The organism is Allobosea lathyri, from assembly GCF_900108245.1.
Lineage (GTDB): Bacteria > Pseudomonadota > Alphaproteobacteria > Rhizobiales > Beijerinckiaceae > Allobosea > Allobosea lathyri.
In genome coordinates this window covers 317437-338071 of record NZ_FNUY01000004.1, presented here as the reverse complement: position 1 = coordinate 338071, position 20635 = coordinate 317437, and the positions used below count along the sequence as shown (strand labels likewise).

Here is a 20635-nt window from a genome sequence, read left to right as displayed (position 1 = left end):
TAGTCGACAAAATGAGTTCCAGCCGCAGAGGACGTATCCGGCCCATGACTTCGAAATCCATGACTGAAGCCGTCATCGTCTCGACCGCCCGCACGCCGATCGGCAAGGCCCATCGCGGTGCCTTCAATCAGGTTCGCGGTGCCGATCTGGCTGGGCATGCGATCCGGCATGCGCTGGCTCGCGCCAATATCGAGCCGGAGGCGATCGAGGAGATCGTGCTGGGCTGCGGCTACCCCGAGGCTGCGACGGGGGGCAATGTCGCGCGCCATGCCGCGCTCGTCGCTGGCATTCCCGTGCAATCGGCCGGGGTCACGGTCAGCCGCTTCTGCGCCTCCGGGCTGGAGGCGATCGCGCATGCGGCGCGGCGCGTGGTGATGGACGGCGTGCCGGTCGCGCTCGGCGGCGGCGTGGAATCGATCAGCCTAGTGCAGCCGGTGGTGCGGCGCGACCTCACCCAGAACGACTGGCTGATGGCGCATAAGCCGACGATCTACACCTCGATGATCGAGACGGCCGATATCGTCGCGCAGCGCTACGGCATTTCGCGGGAGGCGCAGGACGCGTTCTCGCTGGAGAGCCAGCGGCGCACGGCATCGGCCCAGCAGCGCCGGCTGTTCGACGACGAGATCGTACCGATGAGCGCGATGATGGCCGTCACCGACAAGGCGACCGGCGAGGTGCGGCAGGAACAGGTCACGCTGTCGAAGGACGAGGGCAACCGGCCCGAGACCACACTGGAAGGGCTGCTGAAGCTCAAGCCCGTGCGGGGTGAGGATCAGTTCGTCACCGCGGGCAATGCGAGCCAGCTTTCGGATGGCGCTGCGGCCAGCGTGGTGATGTCTTCGCAGGAAGCGGCACGGCGCGGCCTCTCGCCGCTGGGCATCTTCCGCGGCTTCGCCTCGGCGGGCTGCGAGCCCGACGAGATGGGCATCGGGCCGGTCTTTGCCGTGCCCCGCCTGCTGGAGCGCAATGGACTCACCGTCGACGATATCGATCTCTGGGAGCTGAACGAGGCTTTCGCTTCGCAGTCGCTCTATTGCCGCGATACGCTCAAGATCGATCCCGAGAAGGTCAACGTCAACGGCGGTGCGATCGCGATCGGCCACCCCTTCGGCATGAGCGGGGCGCGGCTCGTCGGCCATGCGCTGCTCGAGGGCCGTCGCCGCAAGGCGCGCTACGCGGTGGTGACGATGTGCGTCGCCGGCGGCATGGGCTGCGCCGGCCTGTTCGAGATCAACCACGGGTAGGGCGGGAATCCGCTCGTCGTTGGAGTTTCCCGGAAGCCATTGTCCTGTCGTGATAATGGCATAGCTTTGCAGCCACGCCGCAAGGCGGCTTGGGAGACCGCTTGTGAGCTCAGGACTGTTTGCCCTTCTCGATGACATCGCCGGCCTGGCGAAGGTTGCGGCTGCTTCTGTGGATGACGTCGTGGCGCAGGCGGGCAAGGCAGGCGCCAAGGCTGCCGGCATCGTCATCGACGATGCGGCGGTGACGCCGCGCTATGCGGTGGGCTTCGCGGCCGACCGGGAACTGCCGATCATCTGGCGGATCGCGCTCGGTTCCTTCCGGAACAAGCTCCTCTTTCTGCTGCCGGGCGCGCTTCTGCTGGCCTTCATCGCGCCCTGGGTGATCACGCCCCTGCTGATGCTGGGCGGCGTCTATCTCTGCTATGAGGGCGCCGAGAAGGTTCTCGAACTCGTCATGCCCCATGCTGCGCCGGCTGATGATACGGCAGCCGGCGTCGCCATCCTCGACAGCAAACAACTCGAAGACCAGAAGATCGCGGGTGCGATCAAGACCGATTTCATCCTCTCGGCCGAAATCATGGCGATCACGCTGGCCAGCGTTTCGACTTCGTCCTTCTGGACGCAGGCCTTCGTGCTGGCGGTGGTCGGCATCGGCATCACCGTGCTCGTCTACGGAGTCGTGGCGCTAATCGTGAAGGCCGACGATGCCGGCGTTGCGCTGGCCAGGCGGCAATTTGCACCCGTGCGCCTGCTGGGCCGGGGGCTCGTCATCGGCATGCCCTATTTCCTGACCGCGTTGGGCGCTGTGGGCACGGCCGCGATGCTCTGGGTCGGCGGCGGCATCATCATTCACGGCTTCGAGGGCTATGGCTTCGGTTGGCTTGGCCACTTCGTGCACGATCTCGGCGTTGCCGGCGGCAAGGTGGTGCCGGCTGTCGGGGGCCTGCTCGAATGGCTGATCGGCGCGGCGCTCTCGGCCGTCTTCGGCCTGGTCGTGGGCGGCATCGCGATCGTCGCGATGCATTATGTCGTCGAGCCGCTGCTGAAGCTTTTCAGGAAAGGCGGGGCAAAGCCTTCGCTCGACGCCGGCAAGGGCTGACGCTTCAAGCTGACGCTTCAGTCGAGCCATGTCGTGAAGCGTTCGACCGGCTCGCGCTCCGGTACGAGCTGGTTGGCGGGGGCGGTCCGATCGGCATGGCCGATGGCGATGCCGCAGACCACAACCTCATCCTCGGGGATGGCGAGTTCGCGGCGCACCACGGGGTGGAAGCGCGCGAAGATCGCCTGCGGGCAGGAATCGAGCCCGTGCCCCTGGGCGGCGATCAGCAGATTCTGCAGGAACATGCCGAGATCGAGCCAGGAGCCGATTTCGAGATCGCGATCGATCGTCAGCATCAGCGCCACCGGCGCATCGAAGAAGCGCAGGTTCGCTGCGGTCTGCCGCTTCATGCCCTCGGTGTCGCCCCGGGTGACGCCGAGCAGCGTGTAGAGGTCCCAGCCGACCTTGCGGCGACGCGACAGATAGGGTTCGCGGAAGGTCTGGGGATAGTAGCGATATTCTTCCTCCGCCGGCAGATCGGGCGAATCGAGCGCCACGATCAGCGCAGTTTCCAGCCGCGCGCGGCTTTGTGGACCAAGCACGCGCAGCTTCCAGGGCTGCATGTTGGTGCCGCTGGGCGCCTGTGCGGCCAGTTCCAGCAGGCGGCGCAGCAGCACTGGGTCGACCGGATCGGGCAGGAAGGCGCGCACGGCGCGGCGGTTCAGGATGGCGCGCTCGACGGCTTTTGCTTCAGTCATGTCTGTACGTCCCATCACAACCCGTCATTGCGAGCGCAGCGAAGCAATCCAAGGGGCATAGAGTTCCGCCGCTCCTGGATTGCTTCGCTGCGCTCGCAATGACGGTGAGACTGTCATCCCGCCTTGCGCGCTTCGACGAAGGCGGCGTGCTCGCTGGCGAGTTCTCCCGCCAGCGCCTTGGCGATCAGCGCGCGGGTGTTGCCGAGGCCGTAGATCGCGGCGAAGGAGCCGAAACGGGGCCCCTGGTCTTCGCCGAACATCACCTGATAGATCGCCTTCCACCAGTCGCCGGAGACGCCGGGACGTTCGGGCGTCGCGTTCTTCGCCGTCAGATTCTGGTAGCGCGGGATCGCGCGGGCGACGTCGAGCGCGGTGTCCTGAACCATCTCCGCGGTGGCGTCGGCAGGCAGGGCAGCGATGGCGGCGTCGAGCGCCAGGAAGGCCGCGCGCTCGGTCTCGTCGGCGAGGCGGTAGGTTTTTGCCGGCTTCACGAAATCGCGGAAATAGGCGATCGCGTAGCCGACAAGCGCATCGAGCCGCGGATGGGTCGCGGGAGAGATGCCGGGTGCGTAGCGCTGGAGGAAGCCCCAGAGCACGGCCTTGTCCTCGGAGTTCGCGACGGCAACGAGATTCATCAGCAGGCCGAAGGTGATCTGCGTGCGCGGGGCGTTGTCGCCTTCGCCCGCCGCGATCACCTCGGGCTGTGGCGGCTCTCCGCCATGCAGGTGCCAGACGGGATTGCCGAGCCGGTTCTTCCAGTCCTGGCGCTCATAGCCGCCGAGGAACTGGAGGTATTCGTCGATCGCGCGCGGGATGACGTCGAAATGCAGCTTCTTGGCTTCGCGCGGACGCTGGAACATGTAGAGCGCCAGGCTTTCCGGCGGTCCGTAGGACAGCCAGTCCTCGATGGTGAGGCCATTGCCCTTGGACTTAGAGATCTTCTGGCCGAGATCGTCGAGGAAGAGCTCGTAATTGAAACCCTCGGGAGGATTGGCGTCGAGCGCGCGGGCGATCGCCGACGAGACCTTGACCGAGTCGATCAGATCCTTGCCGGCCATCTCGTAGTCGATGCCGAGCGCGACCCAGCGCATGGCCCAGTCCGGCTTCCATTGCAGCTTGACGTGACCGCCGGTGACCGGCGTGACGAAGCTCTCGGCAGTGGCAGGGTCGCGCCAGGTGATGGTGCCGGCCTCGACGTCGCGTGCCTCGATCGGCACCTGCATGACCACCCGCGTCCGCGGATGGATCGGCAGGAAGGGCGAATAGGTCGCCGCCCGCTCCTCGCGCAGCGTCGCCAGCATGATCTTCATCACCGCGTCGTAGCGGGCGAGGATCTTGAGCAGGGTCGCGTCGAATTCGCCGGCCCTGTAGGCGTCGGTCGAGGACTTGAACTCGTAGTCGAAGCCGAACTGGTCGAGGAAGGCGCGCAGGCGGGCGTTGTTGTGCCGCCCGAAGGAGTCATGCGTGCCGAAGGGATCGGGCACTTCGGTCAGCGGCTTGCCGAGATTGGCGGCGAGCAGTTCCTTGTTGGGGACATTGTCGGGCACCTTGCGCAGGCCGTCCATGTCGTCCGAAAAGGCGATCAGCCGGGTCGGGATGGCATCGTCGGTGAGCACGCGAAAGGCGTGGCGGACCATCGAGGTGCGCGCGACTTCGCCGAAAGTGCCGATATGGGGCAGGCCCGACGGGCCGTAGCCGGTCTCGAACAGCACCTCTTTCTTGCCCGATTTTTCGATCCTGGCCACGAGTTTGCGTGCCTCCTCGAACGGCCAGGAGGCCGAACGCTGGGCGGCGTCAACAAGGGCGGGATCGAAGGCGGGCATGGCGGCGTTGGTCCTCTCCGGTGAACTTGAAAAAGCGAGTCACGGGCTTTCGCAGATCGGCAAGGGGCGCGTCAATGCATGGTGCTGGGACGCGGCACCCTCTGCGGCGCCTTGCCGACGCCCGGCACGGGTATAGGCTGAGTGCAGATTTGCCTCAAAAGGATTCCGCCTTGGATCGTGATCTCCTCGATAAGCTGACTGCCTGGCGACGTCACCTGCATGCCCATCCGGAACTCTCGCTGCAAGAAAGCGCGACCAGCGCCTTCGTGCAGGAGAAGCTGACCGAACTCGGCGTGCCGTTCGTCGCGGGGGTCGGCGGGCATGGCGTCGTGGCGACGCTGACGCGGGGAGCCTCGGATCGCTCGGTGGGTTTGCGCGCCGACATGGATGCGTTGCCGATCCAGGAGGCCAATGACCTGCCCTATAAATCGGGCAAGGCCAGCGTCATGCATGCCTGCGGCCATGACGGCCACACCGTTTCGCTGCTGGGCGCGGCCGCGCTGCTGGCGCAAGATGAGAGCTGGAGCGGCACGGTCCAGTTCCTGTTCCAGCCTTCGGAGGAAATCGGAGCCGGCGCGCGGGCGATGATCGCCGATGGGCTGTTCGAGCGCTTCCCGATGGAGCGTGTCTTCGGCCTGCACAACTGGCCGGGGCTGGAAGCCGGCACAGTCGCGGTGCATCGCGGCCCGGTCATGGCCGAGCCCGGACGCTTCAAGATCACGCTCAACGGCACGGCCGGTCACGGCGCCAAGCCCGATCTGACGCGCGATCCGATCACCGCAATGGGCCATCTGATCGTCGCGCTGCAGACCATTGTGGCGCGCAATGTCGATCCGATGGACTCGGCCGTGGTCTCGATCGGGCAGATCCATGGCGGGCTTGCGTCGAACCAGATTCCAACCAGCGTCTTCATCGAGGGCACCTTCCGCACCTTCAAGCCGGCTGTTCGGGACCGGGTGATGCAGCGTTTGCGCGACATCTCCGAGAACATGGCGGCGACCTATGAGATGGCGGTCGATGTCGCCTTCATCACCGGCGGTCTCGCGACGATCAACACGCCGCTCGAGGAGGAGATTGCCGCAACTGCCGGCCGCGCCGCCGGGCTCGAGGTGCGACGGGATGTTCCCGCCAGCACGACCGGAGAGGATTTCAGCTTCTTCCTCCAGCACCGCCCGGGCGCCTATGTCTGGGTCGGCAACGGACCGGTCAGGGATGGCGGCGAGCTGCACAATGACCGCTATGATTTCAACGATGCGATCCTGCCGGCGACATCGGGCTGGCTTGCGGCGGTCGCCCGGCAGGCGCTGGAAGGCGAACTGTCGAATGTTCAGGGCAACCGCGCCTGATCAGGTCGCGGGCTGCCGCGAGGGGGCCGAAATGCGACACGTGCCGCGGTTCTTTGGACTGGATCGCGCGATCTCGGCGCGGTCTCCACGGCGGAGCTGGTCGCTGGCGGAAATCCGGCCCGGAATAACTCGGGGATATTACCGAGAGGCGCATCAGGGAAAACAGTAATTAGCTGCCTCAGGGTTATTGTATCTCACTTTTTTTGAAATTGAATTAAATATCATCTGTGTAGTAATATATCTGCGCAAGTTATCGCTGCCGGCTATGCTGTTTTTTGCTTGAGCCTCGACTGGTTCTGGTGGATGCTCCCTGCAGAGTGTCGATCGTTCGGAACAAAGGCGGCAAAGCGTGTCCTGGCTCCACACAATCCTCAATCAATCGCCCGAAATCGCGTTGTTTCTGTCGTTGGCCGGAGGTTACTGGCTCGGGAAGTTCCAGTTCGGGAAGTTCCAGCTCGGCGGCGTGGCGGGTTCGCTACTGGTGGCGGTGCTGATCAGCCAGGTCGGCGTGCAGATCGACAACGGCATCAAATCCGTCCTCTTCGCACTCTTCATCTATGCGGTCGGCTTCGAGAGCGGCCCGCAATTCTTCCGTTCACTCGGCCGACAGTCGATCCGCGAGATCGTCATGGCGGCCGTGCTCGCCATTAGCGGGCTTGCCACGGTCGTCATCCTTGCCCGCGTCTTCGGGCTCGACAAGGGGCTCGCGGCAGGCATTGCGGCCGGCGGCCTGACGCAATCGGCGATCATCGGGACGGCGAGCGCGGCGATCGGCAAGCTCGGCCTCGCGGCCGAGGAGGTGCAGCGCCTGCAGGGCAATGTCGCGGTCGGCTATGCCGTGACCTACATCTTCGGCTCGTTCGGCGCGATCATCGTCTGCGTCAATATCCTGCCCTGGTTGATGGGGCGCAGCATTCGCGACGATGCGATCAAGGCGGAGGCGGCGATGCTGGCCGGGGCCCGGGTCTATGGTGCCGGCGAATATCCCGCAGCGCCGGATCTGGTCGGGCGCATTTTCCGCGTCGAGCGCATGGCAGGCCGCACCGTCGCCGAACTCGAAGCTGCTGCAACCGGAGCGACGATCAGTGTCGAGCGCGTCAAGCGCGATGGATCTCTGATCGGCGTCGAGCCGACGCTGACGTTGAAGGCCGGCGACGTCGTGCTGATCGTCGGCCGCCGCGCCGGTGTCGTCGGCGTCGCCCCGCAGATCGGCTCCGAACTCCAGTCGTCCGAGGGCATGGATCTGATCATGCTGACCCGCGACGTCGCGATCGCGAATGCCGCTTTCGTCAAGCGGACGGTTGGGGAGGTGCGCGAGGCGACGGCGGGGGACATGCGCCACGGCATCTATGTCACCGCGCTGAAGCGAGCCGGAAAGCCCTTGCCGCTGGTCTCCGAGACCGTGATCGAGGCGGGCGACGTGGTCACGCTTTATGGCACGGCGCAGGACGTGCAGCGCGCGGCCAAGACAGTGGGAACGGTCATCGTTCCCAGCGACAAGACCGATTTCGTCTTCCATGGCCTCGGCCTCGTCGTCGGCCTGCTGATCGGCCTCCTCGTGGTCCGCATCGGTTCGATCCCGCTGACGCTCGGCAGCGGCGGCGGCGCGCTGCTGTCGGGCCTGGCCTTCGGCTGGTATCGCAGCCGCAACCTCGCCATCGGCAATATGCCCACCGCAGCCTCGACGCTGCTGCGCGACCTCGGCCTTGCCGGTTTCGTCGCCGTCGTCGGCCTGCAATCGGGGCTTCAGGCGGTCAGCACGATTGCCAGCAGTGGCCTGTCGATCTTCCTGATCGGCGTCGTGGTGACGATCCTGCCGATGATCATCACCATGCTCGTGGGGCGTTACATCCTGAAATACGACAACACGGCGATCTTCGCCGGTGCGCTGTCGGGCTCGCGCAGCGCCAATCCTGCCTTCGGCGAGGTGCTCGACAAGGCCGGCAACTCCATTCCGACGACCCCCTTCGCGATCACCTATGCGCTCGCGAATGTGTTCCTGACCCTGCTCGGCCCGCTGGTCGTGGCCTTCGCGTAAAAGACAACCCAAGGAGATGCCTGCCATGGCCGTCGATTACAGCCAGTACGCCAAGCTCAGCCCGTTCGAGTTGAAGGATGAGCTGATCAAGCTCGCCTCGGGCAAGGAAAACCGCCTGATGCTGAATGCCGGGCGCGGCAACCCGAACTTCCTGGCGACATTGCCCCGGCGCGCCTTCTTCCGGCTCGGCCTGTTCGCCACGGCCGAGGCCGAGCTGTCCTATTCCTATATGCCCAACGGCATCGGCGGATTGCCGAAGATCGAGGGGATCGAGGGCCGTTTCGAGCGCTTCGTGGCGGAAAACAGCGAGCAGCCCGGCGTCGTCTTCCTCGGCCGCGCGCTCAGCTACGTCCGCGACCAGCTCGGTCTTTCGGCCTCGGCCTTCCTGCACGAAATGGTCGAGGGCATCCTCGGCAGCAATTATCCGGTTCCGCCGCGCATGCTCCGGCTCAGCGAGCAGATCGTGCGCCAGTACATCGTGAAGGAGATGATCGGCGGTTACGTCACGGCCGGGAATGTCGACCTCTTCGCCGTGGAGGGCGGCACGGCGGCGATGGCCTACATCTTCAACACTCTGAAGCAGAACGGGCTCGTCAAGCGCGGCGACAAGGTCGCGATCGGCATGCCGGTTTTCACGCCCTATATCGAGATTCCCGAGCTCGAGGAGTACGGGCTCGAAGAGGTCGCCATCAATGCCGATCCCAAGCAAGGCTGGCAGTATCCGGATTCCGAGCTGGAGAAGCTGAAGGACCCGGCGATCAAGATCTTCTTCTGCGTCAATCCGAGCAATCCGCCATCGGTGAAGATGGACGACCGCAGCCTCGAAAAGGTCGCCGCGATCGTGCGCGACCACCGGCCTGATCTCTTCATCCTCACCGATGATGTCTACGGCACCTTCGCCGATGATTTCCGCTCGCTGTTCGCGATCTGCCCGCAGAACACGATGCTGGTCTATTCGTTCTCGAAATATTTCGGGGCGACCGGCTGGCGGCTTGGCGTGATCGCGACCTACCAGCAGAACATCTTCGACAAGGCGCTCGCGGCCTTGCCGGAAAAGGCGAAGGCCTCACTCGACAAGCGCTATGGCTCGCTCCTGCCCGATGTGCGCTCGCTCAGCTTCATCGACCGGATCGTCGCTGACAGCCGCGCCGTGGCGCTCAATCACACAGCCGGCCTTTCGACACCGCAGCAGGTGCAGATGGTGCTGTTCTCGCTCTTTGCCCTGATGGATGAGAGCGACGGCTACAAGGCCGAGCTGAAGAAGCTGATCCGCCGGCGAGAAGCCGCGCTCTATCGCGAGCTCGGCCTTCCCGTCGAGTCGGACGCGAACGCGGTCGACTACTATACGCTGCTCGATCTCGAGGACGTCGCACTGCGGACCTATGGAGCCGAATTCGCCGCCTGGGTGAAGAAGCATGTCAGCCCCGACGATCTGCTGTTCCGCATCGCCGACGAGACCGGCATCGTTCTGCTGCCGGGACGTGGCTTCGGGACCAAGCAGCCGGCCGGCCGGGCCTCGCTGGCCAATCTGAACGAGTATGAATACGCGAATATCGGCAAGGCGCTGCGTGGCATGATCGATCAGTACCACGCCAAGTTCATGAAAAAGCACGGCTGATACCAACCGGGTTCGACCAGCAGGACCCGGATGGATATCTGCTGCGCCTCGCCGAGAGTATCGGCGACCGGGACAGTGCGGCGCAGTGAAGGCCGGCGACCGGTGCCGGCTCAGAACGGACTCGCCGGGAAGAAGCGCAGATACAGCCGCGCATAGCTGCCGTCGTCCCAGAGCGATTGCAGCGCATAGTCTAGCGCGCGCTTGAGGCCGGCGTCGTCCTTTCGCGTGAGAAAGGCGACGCCTTCGCCGAAATAGCGGCTTTCCAGAAACGGGCCGCCGGAGAAGGCGAGTTCGTTGCCGCCAGTGCTTGCGAGCAGGAGCGCGAGTGCGACGCCATCGGCGAAGATGTATTCGGCGTCGCCGCTGCGCAGCGCCGTGACGGCGCTGGCGAGCGAGCCGCTTTCGCGGCGCTGGATGAAGGGCATCAGCCGTTCGAGGAAAGCCTGATGCGCCGTTCCGGCAACGACGGCGACGCGCTTGCCTTGAAGGGTGCGCGTATCGAGTTCGGCCTTCGCGTTGCCGCGGGTCGTGGCGAAGCGGGCGGGCGCGCGGAAATACAGGTTGCTGGCAGCGAAGCGCTCGCGGATCTGTGGCGTCAGATTGATCGCTGCCGCCAGCACGTCGCCACGTCCCTCACTGAGCGAGTCGAGCAGGGTGTCGAAGCGGCGGGCCTGCACCGTGCAGGTCCAGGCCAGCCTCTCGCAGGCGGCGCGCGCGAGCTCGACCGAGAAGCCGGTCAGGTTGCCGTCAGGGCCGGTGAAATGCAGCGGCGGGTAGTCGTCATCGGTCAGGAACCGGACCACGCGTGGCGGGCCGGGCTCGGGCCTGTCGACCCTGATGCGCGGGTCCCAGAAATTAGGCACGACGACGCGCGAGGCGTCCTGCGCACGGGCGCCCGGGTGAACGCCGGCCGACGTCAGAATGACAAGGATCAGAGCAATACGGGTCAGGGCAGCGAAGAGACGGCTCATCGCTGCATCTGGCGCGAGGTTGGGCGCGGGATCAAGCGCCCCGTGCCGCGTTGTCGTTTCCCAAGCGCAGTCATTCCGGACAAGCCGCGTCAGCGGCGCTGATCCGGAATCCATCGAAGGGCGGTGCGCATTACGATGGATGCCGGGTCTTCGCTTCGCTGCGCCCGGAATGACGGGGTGGTTCCGGCGTGTGCTACGAGGCGAGCGCGGCCGCCGTTGCCTTCGCGCCCTTTGCGAAGAGGGTGTCGAGATGCCCGGAGACCGCTTTGGTGAAGCGCTCCTCGCGCGGCAGGTCGGTGCCGAAGATCGCCTCGATCCCTAGCAGCGCTGCACTCAGGGCCTGCGCGTTGCGGCCTGCCTGCGTCGCGTGCCGCTTGAACTCGGCTGCGAGCGGATCGCGGACGTCGATCGCTGCGCCCTTCTCGTCGGTGCCGGAAACATAGGCCATCCAGGCGGCGACGCCCAAAGCAAGGTGGTCGATCGGCGCGCCGGCCTTGAGCCGCTCGCGGATGGTGCCGAGCAGGCGCTGCGGCAGCTTCTGCGAGCCGTCCATGGCGATCTGCCAAGTGCGATGGCGGATCGCCGGGTTCTGGAAGCGGGCAAGCAATGCATCGGCGTAATCGGTCAGCGCGACGCCCTGCGGTGCCGGGACGGTCGGGATGATTTCCGACCAGAGGCCCTGCAGGAAGCGGGCGAAGACCGGGTCGCCGCTGGCCTCGGCGACCGTCTCATGGCCAGCGAGATAGCCGAGATAGGCGAGCGAGGAATGCGCGCCGTTGAGCATGCGCAGCTTCATGAATTCGAAGGGCGCGACCTCCGAGACCATTTGCGTACCGGCCTCGTGCCAATCGGGCCGGCCAGCGACGAAGACGTCCTGGATCGCCCATTGCCGGAAGGGCTCGCCGATCACAGGGGCGGCGTCGTCGAGGCCGAGCAGGCCTGCGACCTCGGCGATATCGCCATCGGTGGTCGCGGGCACGATGCGGTCGACCATCGTCGCCGGGAAGGCGCCGTTCGCCTCGATCCAACTGGCCAGGTTGTCGTCCGTCAATGCCGCGAAATCGCGCACAAGGCCGCGCAGGACCTGGCCGTTGGAGGGGAGATTGTCGCAGCAGAGCGCGGTGAAGGGGCCAAGTCCGGCAGCCTTGCGGGCGCGCAGGCCTGCAACGAGCAGGCCGATGGCGGAGCGTGGTGCATCGGGGTTTGCAAGATCATGGACGATATCGAGATGGTCGGCCTTGAGCCGCCCAGTCGCCGGATCGTGGCAATAGCCCTTTTCGGTCACGGTCAGCGAGACGATGCGGGTCTCGGGCGCGGCGAGACGGGCCACCAGCGCGGCAGGGTTCTCCGGCGCGACCAGCACGTCGAGCACCGCGCCGATGATGCGCAGCTCCGGGCCTGACGGCGCGCGCTTGAGGAAGGCATAGAGCCCGTCCTGCGGCTTGAGCCTGTCGCGCTGGTCTGGGCGCTGCAGGCTTGCGCCGATGATGCCCCAGGCGCCGAAGCGCTTTTCCAGGGCATCGTCGGTGTATTCCGCGAGATGGGCGCGGGCAAAGGCGCCGAGCCCGAGATGCACGATGCCGGGGGTGAGGGCGGCGCGGTCATAGCCCGGGCGACGGACGGAGGCCGGCAGGCTGCCGAGCGTGGAGGAGGAGAGGCGCGTCACAGGCGGTAAGCTTCCTTGGCGAGGCGATAGGCGAGATCATGGGCCACCACGGCCGCCTCATCCTCGTCGAGCCTGTGCTCGGCTACGAGTTTTGCCAGATAGGCGCAGTCGCAGCGGCGGGCGACGTCGTGGCGGGCGGGGATCGAGAGATAGGCGCGGGTGTCGTCGTTGAAGCCGACGGTGTTGTAGAAGCCCGCTGTCTCGGTGGTCAGTTCGCGGAAACGCAGCATCGCCTCGGGAGCATCGAGGAACCACCAGCCCGGCCCGAGCCTCAGTGCCGGGTAGTGCCCGGCGAGCGGCGCGAGTTCGCGCGAATAGCTGGTCTCGTCGAGCGTGAAGGCGATGACGGTCAGGTTCGGCTCGTTGCCGACCGCATCGAGCAGGGGCTTCAGCGCAGAGACATATTCGGTCTGGCGCGGAATGTCGGCGCCCATGTCGCGGCCGAACTCCGCGAAGAGATGCGGGTTGTGGTTGCGATAGGAGCCGGGGTGGATCTGCAGGACGAGCCCGTCATCGAGGCTCATCTTGGCCATCTCGGTCAGCATCTGCCCACGGAAGAGATCGGCATCCTGGGCAGAGGCCTTGCCCTTCAGCACCTTGGCGAAGAGCTTTTCGGCGTCGGCCTGCGAGAGGTTGGCGGTGCGGGCCGTGGCGTGGCCGTGATCGGAGGAGGTGGCGCCCCGCTCCTTGAAATAGGCCCGGCGCTGGCGGTGCGCGGCGAGATAGCCGGTCCAGCTCGTGACATCCTCGCCGGTCAGCTCGCCGAACTGGTCGAGATTGTCGGCAAAGCCCTCGAACTCCGGATCGACGACGCTGTCGGGCCGATAGGCGGTCACGACCTTGCCGCCCCAGCCCGAGGCGCGGATCATGTCGTGCCATCTGAGGTCGTCGAGCGCGCCTTCGGTGGTCGAGATCGCCTCGATGTTGAAGCGCTCGAACAAGGCGCGCGGCCGGAACTCGGGCTGCTCCAGCTTCTCGGCGATGCGGTCATAGATGCGGTCGGCATTGTCCGGCGTCAGGCGCTCGTTGATGCCGAAGCTGGCCGAGGCGGCGTGCTCGAACCAGAGCCGTGTCGGTGTTCCCCGAAACAGGTGCCAGTGGCTGGCGAAGAGCTTCCAGATGGCGCGCGGGTCGGTCTCGACCTTGCCCCCATCCTTGCCGCCATCTTTGCGGGCGATACCGAGCTGCTCGAGCTGGACGCCCTGCGAATATAGCATGCGGAAGATGTAATGGTCGGGCTTGACGAACAGCGCCGCGGGATCGGGAAACGCGTTGTCCTCGGCGTACCAGCGTGGATCGGTATGGCCATGGGGCGAGATGATCGGCAGGTCGCGGATCGTGGCATAGAGCCTGCGCGCGATCCCGCGCGTCACCGGGTCGGCAGGAAACAGGCGGTCATCATGCAGCAGCATTGTCAGCTCCGGGCTATCTGATGATGTCTAGTGCCGGGGGCCGCTTGGGTCAATCTTCTGGTATACTAGTGCGCCAGCGCGGCGTGCCGAGCGCGCAGGCGGGCGGTCGCTTGCCGGCCATGATAACAGGCTTTCCGGGGTTGCGCTGGCGTCGCCTCCCGCGCCATCCTCCGCCGCATGGCGACCCGATAGGTCGTGGCCTGGAGCGGACGAGATGACAACGCGGCGTGATCTGCTGGCGGGTGCGGGACTGGCGGCGCTTGCCGCGCATGTGCCGGCCGTGGCGCGGGCGCAGGGCAAGGACAGCGTCACGATCGCCATGACGCTGGAGCCGCCGACGCTCGATCCGACATCGGGCGCGGCGCAGGCGATCCGCGAGGTCACGCTGCAGAACATCTTCGAAGGCCTGGTCAAGATGGACCGGACGGGCAAGATCGTGCCCTGTCTCGCCGAAAGCTGGGCGGTCGCAGCCGACAATGTGACCTACACGTTCAAGCTGAGGACCAACGCCAGCTTCCATGACGGCACGGCGTTCACCTCGGAACTGGTGAAATTCTCGTTCGATCGCGCCGTCGCGCCCGATTCGACCAATGCCCAGCGTCAGCTCTTCGCGCCGATCGCCGAGATCGCCACGCCCGATGCGGCGACAGTGGTGATCAGGCTGAAGCAGCCGACGGCAAATTTCCTTTACGGTCTCGCCTGGGGCGATGCGGTCATCGTCGCGCCGGCAACTGCCGCTGGCAACAAGACCAGCCCGGTCGGCACTGGTCCGTTCAAGTTCATGCGCTGGAATCGCGGCGATCGGTTAGAACTCGCGCGGTTCGACGGTTATTGGGGCGAAAAGCCCGCTCTGGCGAAGGCGGTCTTCCGCTTCATGTCCGATCCGCAGGCACAGGTAGCCGCCCTGCGTGCCGGCGATGTCGATGCCCAGACCAATCTCTCGGCGCCAGAGGCGGTGGCGCAACTCAAGTCCGATCCGAAGCTCAAAGTCACTATCGGCAAGACCGAGGGCGAGGTCGTGCTGGCCATCAACAACGGCAAGCCGCTTTTCAACGATCTGCGGGTCCGTCAGGCCATCGCCCATGTGCTCGACCGCAAGACGATTGCGCTCGGCGTCTACGGCTTCGATGTCGATCTGATCGGCAGCCATTTCTCGCCGCTGCACCCGGCCTATGTCGATCTGACCGGGACCTATCCGGTCGATATCCCCAAGGCCAAGGCGCTGCTGGCGCAGGCCGGTTTCCCGAACGGCTTCAACTGCACGCTGAAACTCCCGCCGCCGGCCTATGCCCGGCGCTCGGGCGAGATCATCGCGGCGCTGCTGGCGCAGATCGGGATCAATGCCGCAATCGAGCCGCTCGAATTCCCGCAATGGCTGGAGCGCGTCTTCCGCGGCAAGGATTACGATCTCAGCGTGATCGCCCATACAGAGCCGCTCGACATCGATATCTACGCGCGCGACGACTATTATTTCCAGTACAAGAACCCCGAGTTCAAGGCGCTGATGGCGAAGATCGCGGTGACCTTGCCCGATGCCGAGCGCAACGCGCTCTATGGCGAGGCGCAGCGCATGCTGGCGCGCGATGCGGTCAACGGCTTCCTGTTCATTCTGCCGAAGATCACCGTGACGGCGGCCGCTCTCGAGGGCATGTGGACCGACTGGCCGCTGCCGATCACGCCGCTGGCCGAGGTGCGCTGGCGCTGAGGTCGTTCGGAAAGCGAAGCATGACACTCTCGCCGTCATCCTGGGCGACCGTAGGTCAACCCGGGACCCATCACAGCGCGCTGCGCTCTACGATGGATCCCGGGTCTTCGCTTCGCTGCGCCCAGGATGACGGCGCGGGCGTGGGAAGGTCCCCGCAAAACACCGTCGTGAAGCGGGCTGACGCGTGATTCCCTACATCGGACGCCGCCTCTTCGCGCTCGGTGCCACGCTGGCAGGCGCTGCGCTGGTGATCTTCCTGATGCTGGAGGTTCTGCCGGGCGATCCGGCTGCGGTGACGCTCGGCCTCAATGCCGCGCCTGAAGCGCTGGCCGCGCTGAGAGCCGAGATGGGGCTCGATCGGCCGGCGCCGCTGCGTTTCGTCCTGTGGATCGGCGGGATGCTCACGGGCGATTTCGGGCTGAGCTACACCTATCGCGTTCCGGTCGCGCAGCTCATCGCGGAACGGATGGCGGTGACGCTGCCGCTGGCGCTGCTGGCGATCGCGCTGGCGACGCTGATCGGCATGCCGCTCGGCATCCTCGCGGCGGCGCGGCACAACCGGCCGGCTGATGCGGCGGTAATGGTGTTCGCACAGGCAGGGCTTGCCATTCCGAATTTCTGGTTCGGGCTGTTGCTCGTGCTCGTCTTCGCGATCGGACTTGGCTGGCTGCCGGCCGGTGGGTTTCCGGGCTGGCAGGCCGGGCTCCTGCCCGGGTTCAAGGCGCTCGCGATGCCAGCGCTGGCGCTCGCTTTGCCTCAAGCTGCCATTCTGGCGCGGGTGACGCGCTCCTCGATGCTCGACACGCTGCAGGAGGATTTCGTCCGCACCGCCCGCGCCAAGGGGCTGAGCGAGCGTGTCACCATATTGCGTCATGCGCTGCGCAATGCGCTGATCCCCGTGGTGACCATTCTCGGCCTGCAATTTTCGGTGCTGATCGCCGGCGCCATCATCATCGAAAATGTCTTTGCGCTGCCGGGGCTGGGGCGGCTCGTCTTCCAGTCGATCGCCCAGCACGATCTGATCGTGGTCAAGGACCTCGTCATGCTGTTTGCGGCGCTGGCGATCCTGCTCAACTTTGCGGTGGAACTGCTCTACGGCGTCATCGACCCCCGCCTGCGGCAAGTGTCATGACGCTTGCGCAAGCCCCGATCCCTGCTCGTCAGAGGCCCTGGTGGACGGGACCGTCCTTCCTGCTCGGGGCGGCATTGACGGGTCTCATCGTTGGATTGGCGCTGATCTCCTGGCTCTGGACGCCGTATCCACCGACGCAGATGATGATTTTGAACCGGCTGAAGCCACCATCTGGCGCCAACTGGTTCGGCACCGACCAGTTCGGCCGCGACGTGCTCTCGATGATCATGGTCGGTGCGCGCAATTCGCTTGCCGTTGGCCTGGGCGCGGTCGGGATCGGCATGATCCTCGGCGCGACGCTTGGCCTGCTCGCTGCGATCCGCCGCGACGGCTGGCTGGACAATCTGATCATGCGGACGGCCGATTTCACGCACGCCTTTCCCGCCGTGCTTACCGCCATCATGATCACCGCGATTGCGGGGCCGGGCATGCTCAACGCGGTGGTCGCGATCGGCGTGCTGAACCTGCCCTATTTTGCGCGTCTTGCGCGCGGGGCGGCGCTCCAGATCTGGACGCAGGATTACATTCAGGCGGCGCGGGCTGCCGGGCTCGACAATTGGCAGATCACAGGGCGCCATGTGCTCCCCAATATTGCCGGGGTCCTGGTGGTGCAGGCGACGATCCAATTCGCGCTCGCCATATTGGCCGAAGCCGGGCTGTCCTATCTGGGATTGGGCACGCAGCCGCCCAATCCCTCCTGGGGGCGCATGCTCAACGAGGCCCAGACCTTCATGGCGATGCAGCCCTGGCTCGCTGTGTTTCCGGGCGCTGCGATCGCGGTGACGGTTCTCGGTTTCAACCTGCTGGGCGACGGCCTGCGCGATGCGCTCGACCCGCGCCTGCGGCGGGCCCGGTAAGATCAGAAGAAGGATACGCCATGACCGATATCGCCGATCTGAGTGCCGTCGCGCTGCTGGCGGCCTATGCGGACGGGAGCTTGTCTCCGGTCGAGGTGACCGAGGCCGTGATCGCGCGGATCGAGGCGCGGGAGCCTGAGTTGCGGGCGCTCTACGCCTACGACCCGGCCGGCGCACGCGTGGCCGCGAAAGCCTCGGAAGGGCGCTGGCGTGCCGGCCAGCCCCTCCCGCTCGACGGCGTTCCCTGCACGATCAAGGAGAATATCGCGACACGCGGCGTGGCCGTTCCGCTGGGGACGGCGGCGCGCGATCTGGTGCCCGCGACCGAGGATGCGCCGCCTGCCGCCCGTTTGCGCGAGGCCGGTTGCGTCATCCTTGCGAAGACGACGATGCCCGATTACGGCATGTTGTCGTCGGGCCTCTCCAGCTTCCACCCGCTGACGCGCAATCCGTGGGATCTCTCGAAGAACCCCGGCGGCTCTTCGGCCGGGGCGGGGGCAGCTGGAGCTGCCGGCTACGGACCGCTGCATGTCGGTACCGATATCGGCGGTTCGATCCGCCTGCCGGCGGGCTGGTGTGGGCTTGTCGGCCTCAAACCAAGCTTCGGGCGGGTGCCGATCGATCCGAGCTATTACGGTCGGGCGGCCGGACCGATGACGCGCAACGCGGCGGATGCGGCCCGGATGATGCGGGAGCTCTCCAAGCCCGATGCCCGCGACGGCATGAGCCTTCCACCACAGGACATAGATTGGCTCGCGCTGGAAATGGATGTGAAGGGCCTGCGCCTCGGGCTGCAGCTCGATGCCGGCATCGGCCTGCCGGTCGAACCTGAGGTTCGCGCTGCGATCGAGGCCGCGGCGAAGGCGTTTGCCGCGGCTGGAGCGAGCGTCGAGCCCGCAGCACCGTTTCTGACCCGCGAGATGCTCGATGGTCTCGACGATTTCTGGCGCCAGCGCGCCTGGGCCGATATTGGCAGGCTGTCCGAGGCGAGGCAGGCGAAGGTCCTGCCCTATATCTACGCCTGGGCGCAGGGTGGGCGGGCCCTGAGCGGCGAACGCGTCTATCGCGGCATGAGCCAGATGCTGGCGATCCGCGATGCGGCCCTGAAAGCGAGCGCGCCCTTCGACTTCGTCCTCTCGCCGGTATCGCCCGTACCGAGCTTTGCAGCCGAACTCGCGTCGCCGATCCACGATCCGCAGCGCCCCTTCGAGCATATCTGCTTCACCGTGGCGGCGAACATGTCGGACCAGCCCTCGGTCTCGGTCCATGCCGGTCTGACTGCGGGTGGATTGCCGATCGGGCTGCAGATCACCGGCCGGCGCTTCGACGATCTCGGCGTCCTCAGGATGGCCAGGGCCTGGGAGAGCCTGCGCGGCGGCGAGGTGCCCTGGCCGCGCTGAGTTCGCTTCAGAACAGCGCGGTCGGTGCGAGTTGCGCCACGAACATCAATGCGAGCGCGGCGAGGCCGAGGCCGGCGCCTGTCCATGCGAGCAGGCTCACGCCGGTGATAATGGCGGCAGACGAGATCACGATCGCGATCTGGAGGAGCCCCGAGACGATGTCGTATTTGTCGTCGCGAGCGCTCGAAATATCGCGCTGGGCTTCGGCTGCCTTGGCGCGCACGATCAGTTCCTTGCGGCCTTCATTGGTTTCCGGCTCGGAATCATAGCGCGCGAAGGTGGCCTGCCAGGACGCGATGCGCTTCTGCATACGGTCTCTGGCTGCGGGATCGGTGACACCGGCCAAATCGACCTCCATCGCCTCGGCGGCGGTGCGCAATGTCGTGCCGCGGATCGTCTTGGCCTGGAAGAACGCCCAGAGATTGGAGGCTTCGACATTCTTCGCCAGCGCGTCCTGCTCGGCGTTCTTGCCGCCGATCTCCGAAAAAGCGAGCAGCAAGGCCAATATGGCAATGAGCAGACCGATGCGCTTGTTCTTGCCATCAGTGATGTCGGGCGTTGCTGACGTCATGATTTGGTTCGTTCCCCTGGAATCGCAGGGCGGGGATGACCGTGTTGCATGACGAAATCAAGACGGCTTTTTCGGCGAACCGCAATCAACGGCTCGCGCGCGGATGCGCCGCGTCATAGGCCGCCATCAGCCGGGTCGAGTCGATGCGTGTATAAATCTGCGTCGTCGAGAGGGAGGCGTGGCCGAGCAATTCCTGGATGGCGCGCAGATCGCCGCCGCGCCCGAGCAGATGCGTCGCGAAGGAATGGCGCAGGGAGTGCGGCGTCGCCGAGGACGGCAGGCCGAGCGCGCCCCGCAGGCCCTCCACTGCGAGCTGGATGATGCGCGGCGAAAGCGGCCCGCCCTTGGCTCCCAAGAAGAGCGGCCCGTCTAGCGGCAGGCGCCAGGGGCAGAGTGCAAGATATTCTTCGATTGCGGTGATTACGACGGGCAGGACCGGCACCATGCGGGTCTTCTGCCCCTTACCGATGACGGTCAGCGTGTCGCCGGCGCTTTTGGGGGCCTGGGCGCGGGAGAGCGACAGGGCTTCCGAAATGCGCAGCCCGCAGCCATAGAGCAGTGCTAGAACGGCGGCGTCGCGCGCCAGGATCCAGGCCTCGCGCTCCTCGCCGGCGCGGGTGTCGGCGCGTGTCACCGCCTTCGCCGCCTGGGCATCGAGGGGGCGGGGCAGGGATTTGCCGATGCGCGGGCCGCGTGTCGCCGCAAAAGCCGCGGCCGTCAGCTTGCCGGTGCGCTCGCCGAAACGGGCGAAGGAGCGCAGCGCCGCGAGCTGGCGCATCAAGGTGCGGTTGCCGACCCCGTCGCGGCGGCGCTGGCCGAGAAAGGCGCGCAGATCGACCGGTTTGAGCGCTGCGATGTCTGCCAGCGACGCCGTGCCGCCGAGATGGCCGTCGAGAAAAGCACTGAACTGGCCGAGATCCCGGCCATAGGCTTCGAGGGTCTTCGGCGAGAGGCGGCGCTCGTGAGCAAGATGGTTGAGCCAGTCGCGGCGGAGGGTCTCAAAATCGGTCATGATCGAGAGCATGACGCCACTGCCTTAACAGGGCCCGAAT

At 65.9% G+C, this 20635-nt stretch carries 16 protein-coding genes; 9 read left to right on the top strand and 7 right to left on the bottom strand.

Annotated features, from left to right (window positions below):
• Nucleotides 1-59 precede the first annotated feature (59 nt).
• Both C4S73_RS12065 and C4S73_RS12060 read left to right on the top strand, forming a co-directional pair.
• Nucleotides 60-1247 (top strand): acetyl-CoA C-acyltransferase, encoded by a 1188-nt coding sequence (locus tag C4S73_RS12065; RefSeq protein WP_103872912.1) that lies wholly within the window; start codon nt 60-62, stop codon nt 1245-1247.
• A gap of 103 nt (nt 1248-1350) precedes the next feature.
• A complete protein-coding gene (locus C4S73_RS12060; RefSeq protein ID WP_103872738.1) occupies nt 1351-2346 on the top strand; it encodes a DUF808 domain-containing protein in 996 nt (331 codons plus the stop codon).
• 17 nt (nt 2347-2363) lie between these two features.
• Here the strand turns inward: C4S73_RS12060 and C4S73_RS12055 are convergent, their stop codons facing one another.
• Nucleotides 2364-3044: a nitroreductase gene (locus C4S73_RS12055; protein ID WP_103872737.1), complete on the bottom strand. Its 681-nt coding sequence runs from the start codon at nt 3042-3044 to the stop codon at nt 2364-2366.
• Nucleotides 3045-3157: 113 nt separating this feature from the next.
• Nucleotides 3158-4867: a lysine--tRNA ligase gene (locus C4S73_RS12050; protein ID WP_103872736.1), complete on the bottom strand. Its 1710-nt coding sequence runs from the start codon at nt 4865-4867 to the stop codon at nt 3158-3160.
• Between the two features lie 170 nt (nt 4868-5037).
• Here C4S73_RS12050 and C4S73_RS12045 point away from each other — a divergent pair, with 170 nt between their 5' ends.
• The 3 genes from C4S73_RS12045 to C4S73_RS12035 all read left to right on the top strand — a co-directional run bounded on the left by C4S73_RS12045 (nt 5038) and on the right by C4S73_RS12035 (nt 9869).
• Complete coding sequence (locus tag C4S73_RS12045) at nt 5038-6213, top strand: amidohydrolase (RefSeq protein ID WP_200827989.1); 1176 nt, start codon at nt 5038-5040, stop codon at nt 6211-6213.
• Nucleotides 6214-6562: 349 nt separating this feature from the next.
• Complete coding sequence (aspT, locus tag C4S73_RS12040) at nt 6563-8251, top strand: aspartate-alanine antiporter (protein ID WP_103872734.1); 1689 nt, start codon at nt 6563-6565, stop codon at nt 8249-8251.
• A gap of 25 nt (nt 8252-8276) precedes the next feature.
• Nucleotides 8277-9869 (top strand): bifunctional aspartate transaminase/aspartate 4-decarboxylase, encoded by a 1593-nt coding sequence (locus C4S73_RS12035; protein ID WP_103872733.1) that lies wholly within the window; start codon nt 8277-8279, stop codon nt 9867-9869.
• Between the two features lie 110 nt (nt 9870-9979).
• Here C4S73_RS12035 and C4S73_RS12030 read toward each other — a convergent pair whose 3' ends face one another.
• From C4S73_RS12030 to uxaC, 3 genes are all read right to left on the bottom strand, one after another.
• The gene (locus C4S73_RS12030) at nt 9980-10840 is read right to left on the bottom strand and encodes a transporter substrate-binding domain-containing protein (RefSeq protein WP_103872732.1); all 861 of its coding nucleotides are present in this window, start codon (nt 10838-10840) and stop codon (nt 9980-9982) included.
• Between the two features lie 193 nt (nt 10841-11033).
• Nucleotides 11034-12506 (bottom strand): mannitol dehydrogenase family protein, encoded by a 1473-nt coding sequence (locus tag C4S73_RS12025; RefSeq protein ID WP_103872731.1) that lies wholly within the window; start codon nt 12504-12506, stop codon nt 11034-11036.
• Nucleotides 12503-13918, bottom strand: a complete 1416-nt coding sequence (uxaC, locus tag C4S73_RS12020; RefSeq protein ID WP_103872730.1) for a glucuronate isomerase — start codon at nt 13916-13918, stop codon at nt 12503-12505. Before uxaC ends, C4S73_RS12025 begins: the two co-directional genes overlap by 4 nt.
• A gap of 214 nt (nt 13919-14132) precedes the next feature.
• Here uxaC and C4S73_RS12015 point away from each other — a divergent pair, with 214 nt between their 5' ends.
• The 4 genes from C4S73_RS12015 to C4S73_RS12000 all read left to right on the top strand — a co-directional run bounded on the left by C4S73_RS12015 (nt 14133) and on the right by C4S73_RS12000 (nt 19012).
• Complete coding sequence (locus tag C4S73_RS12015) at nt 14133-15623, top strand: ABC transporter substrate-binding protein (protein WP_103872729.1); 1491 nt, start codon at nt 14133-14135, stop codon at nt 15621-15623.
• A 184-nt stretch (nt 15624-15807) separates the two neighbouring features.
• Nucleotides 15808-16755 carry an ABC transporter permease gene (locus C4S73_RS12010; protein WP_103872728.1) on the top strand — a complete coding sequence of 316 codons (948 nt, stop codon included), beginning with the start codon at nt 15808-15810 and terminating at the stop codon, nt 16753-16755.
• On the top strand, nt 16752-17612 hold the full coding sequence (locus tag C4S73_RS12005) for an ABC transporter permease (protein ID WP_103872727.1): 861 nt from the start codon (nt 16752-16754) through the stop codon (nt 17610-17612). The genes C4S73_RS12010 and C4S73_RS12005 overlap by 4 nt, the downstream gene beginning before the upstream one ends.
• A 20-nt stretch (nt 17613-17632) precedes the next feature.
• Complete coding sequence (locus C4S73_RS12000; protein ID WP_103872726.1) at nt 17633-19012, top strand: amidase; 1380 nt, start codon at nt 17633-17635, stop codon at nt 19010-19012.
• A 7-nt stretch (nt 19013-19019) separates the two neighbouring features.
• Here the strand turns inward: C4S73_RS12000 and C4S73_RS11995 are convergent, their stop codons facing one another.
• Both C4S73_RS11995 and C4S73_RS11990 read right to left on the bottom strand, forming a co-directional pair.
• A complete protein-coding gene (locus tag C4S73_RS11995; protein WP_103872725.1) occupies nt 19020-19583 on the bottom strand; it encodes a DUF4337 domain-containing protein in 564 nt (187 codons plus the stop codon).
• Between the two features lie 85 nt (nt 19584-19668).
• Nucleotides 19669-20607, bottom strand: coding sequence for a tyrosine recombinase XerC (locus tag C4S73_RS11990; protein ID WP_103872724.1), 939 nt, complete (start codon nt 20605-20607; stop codon nt 19669-19671).
• Nucleotides 20608-20635: the final 28 nt, after the last annotated feature.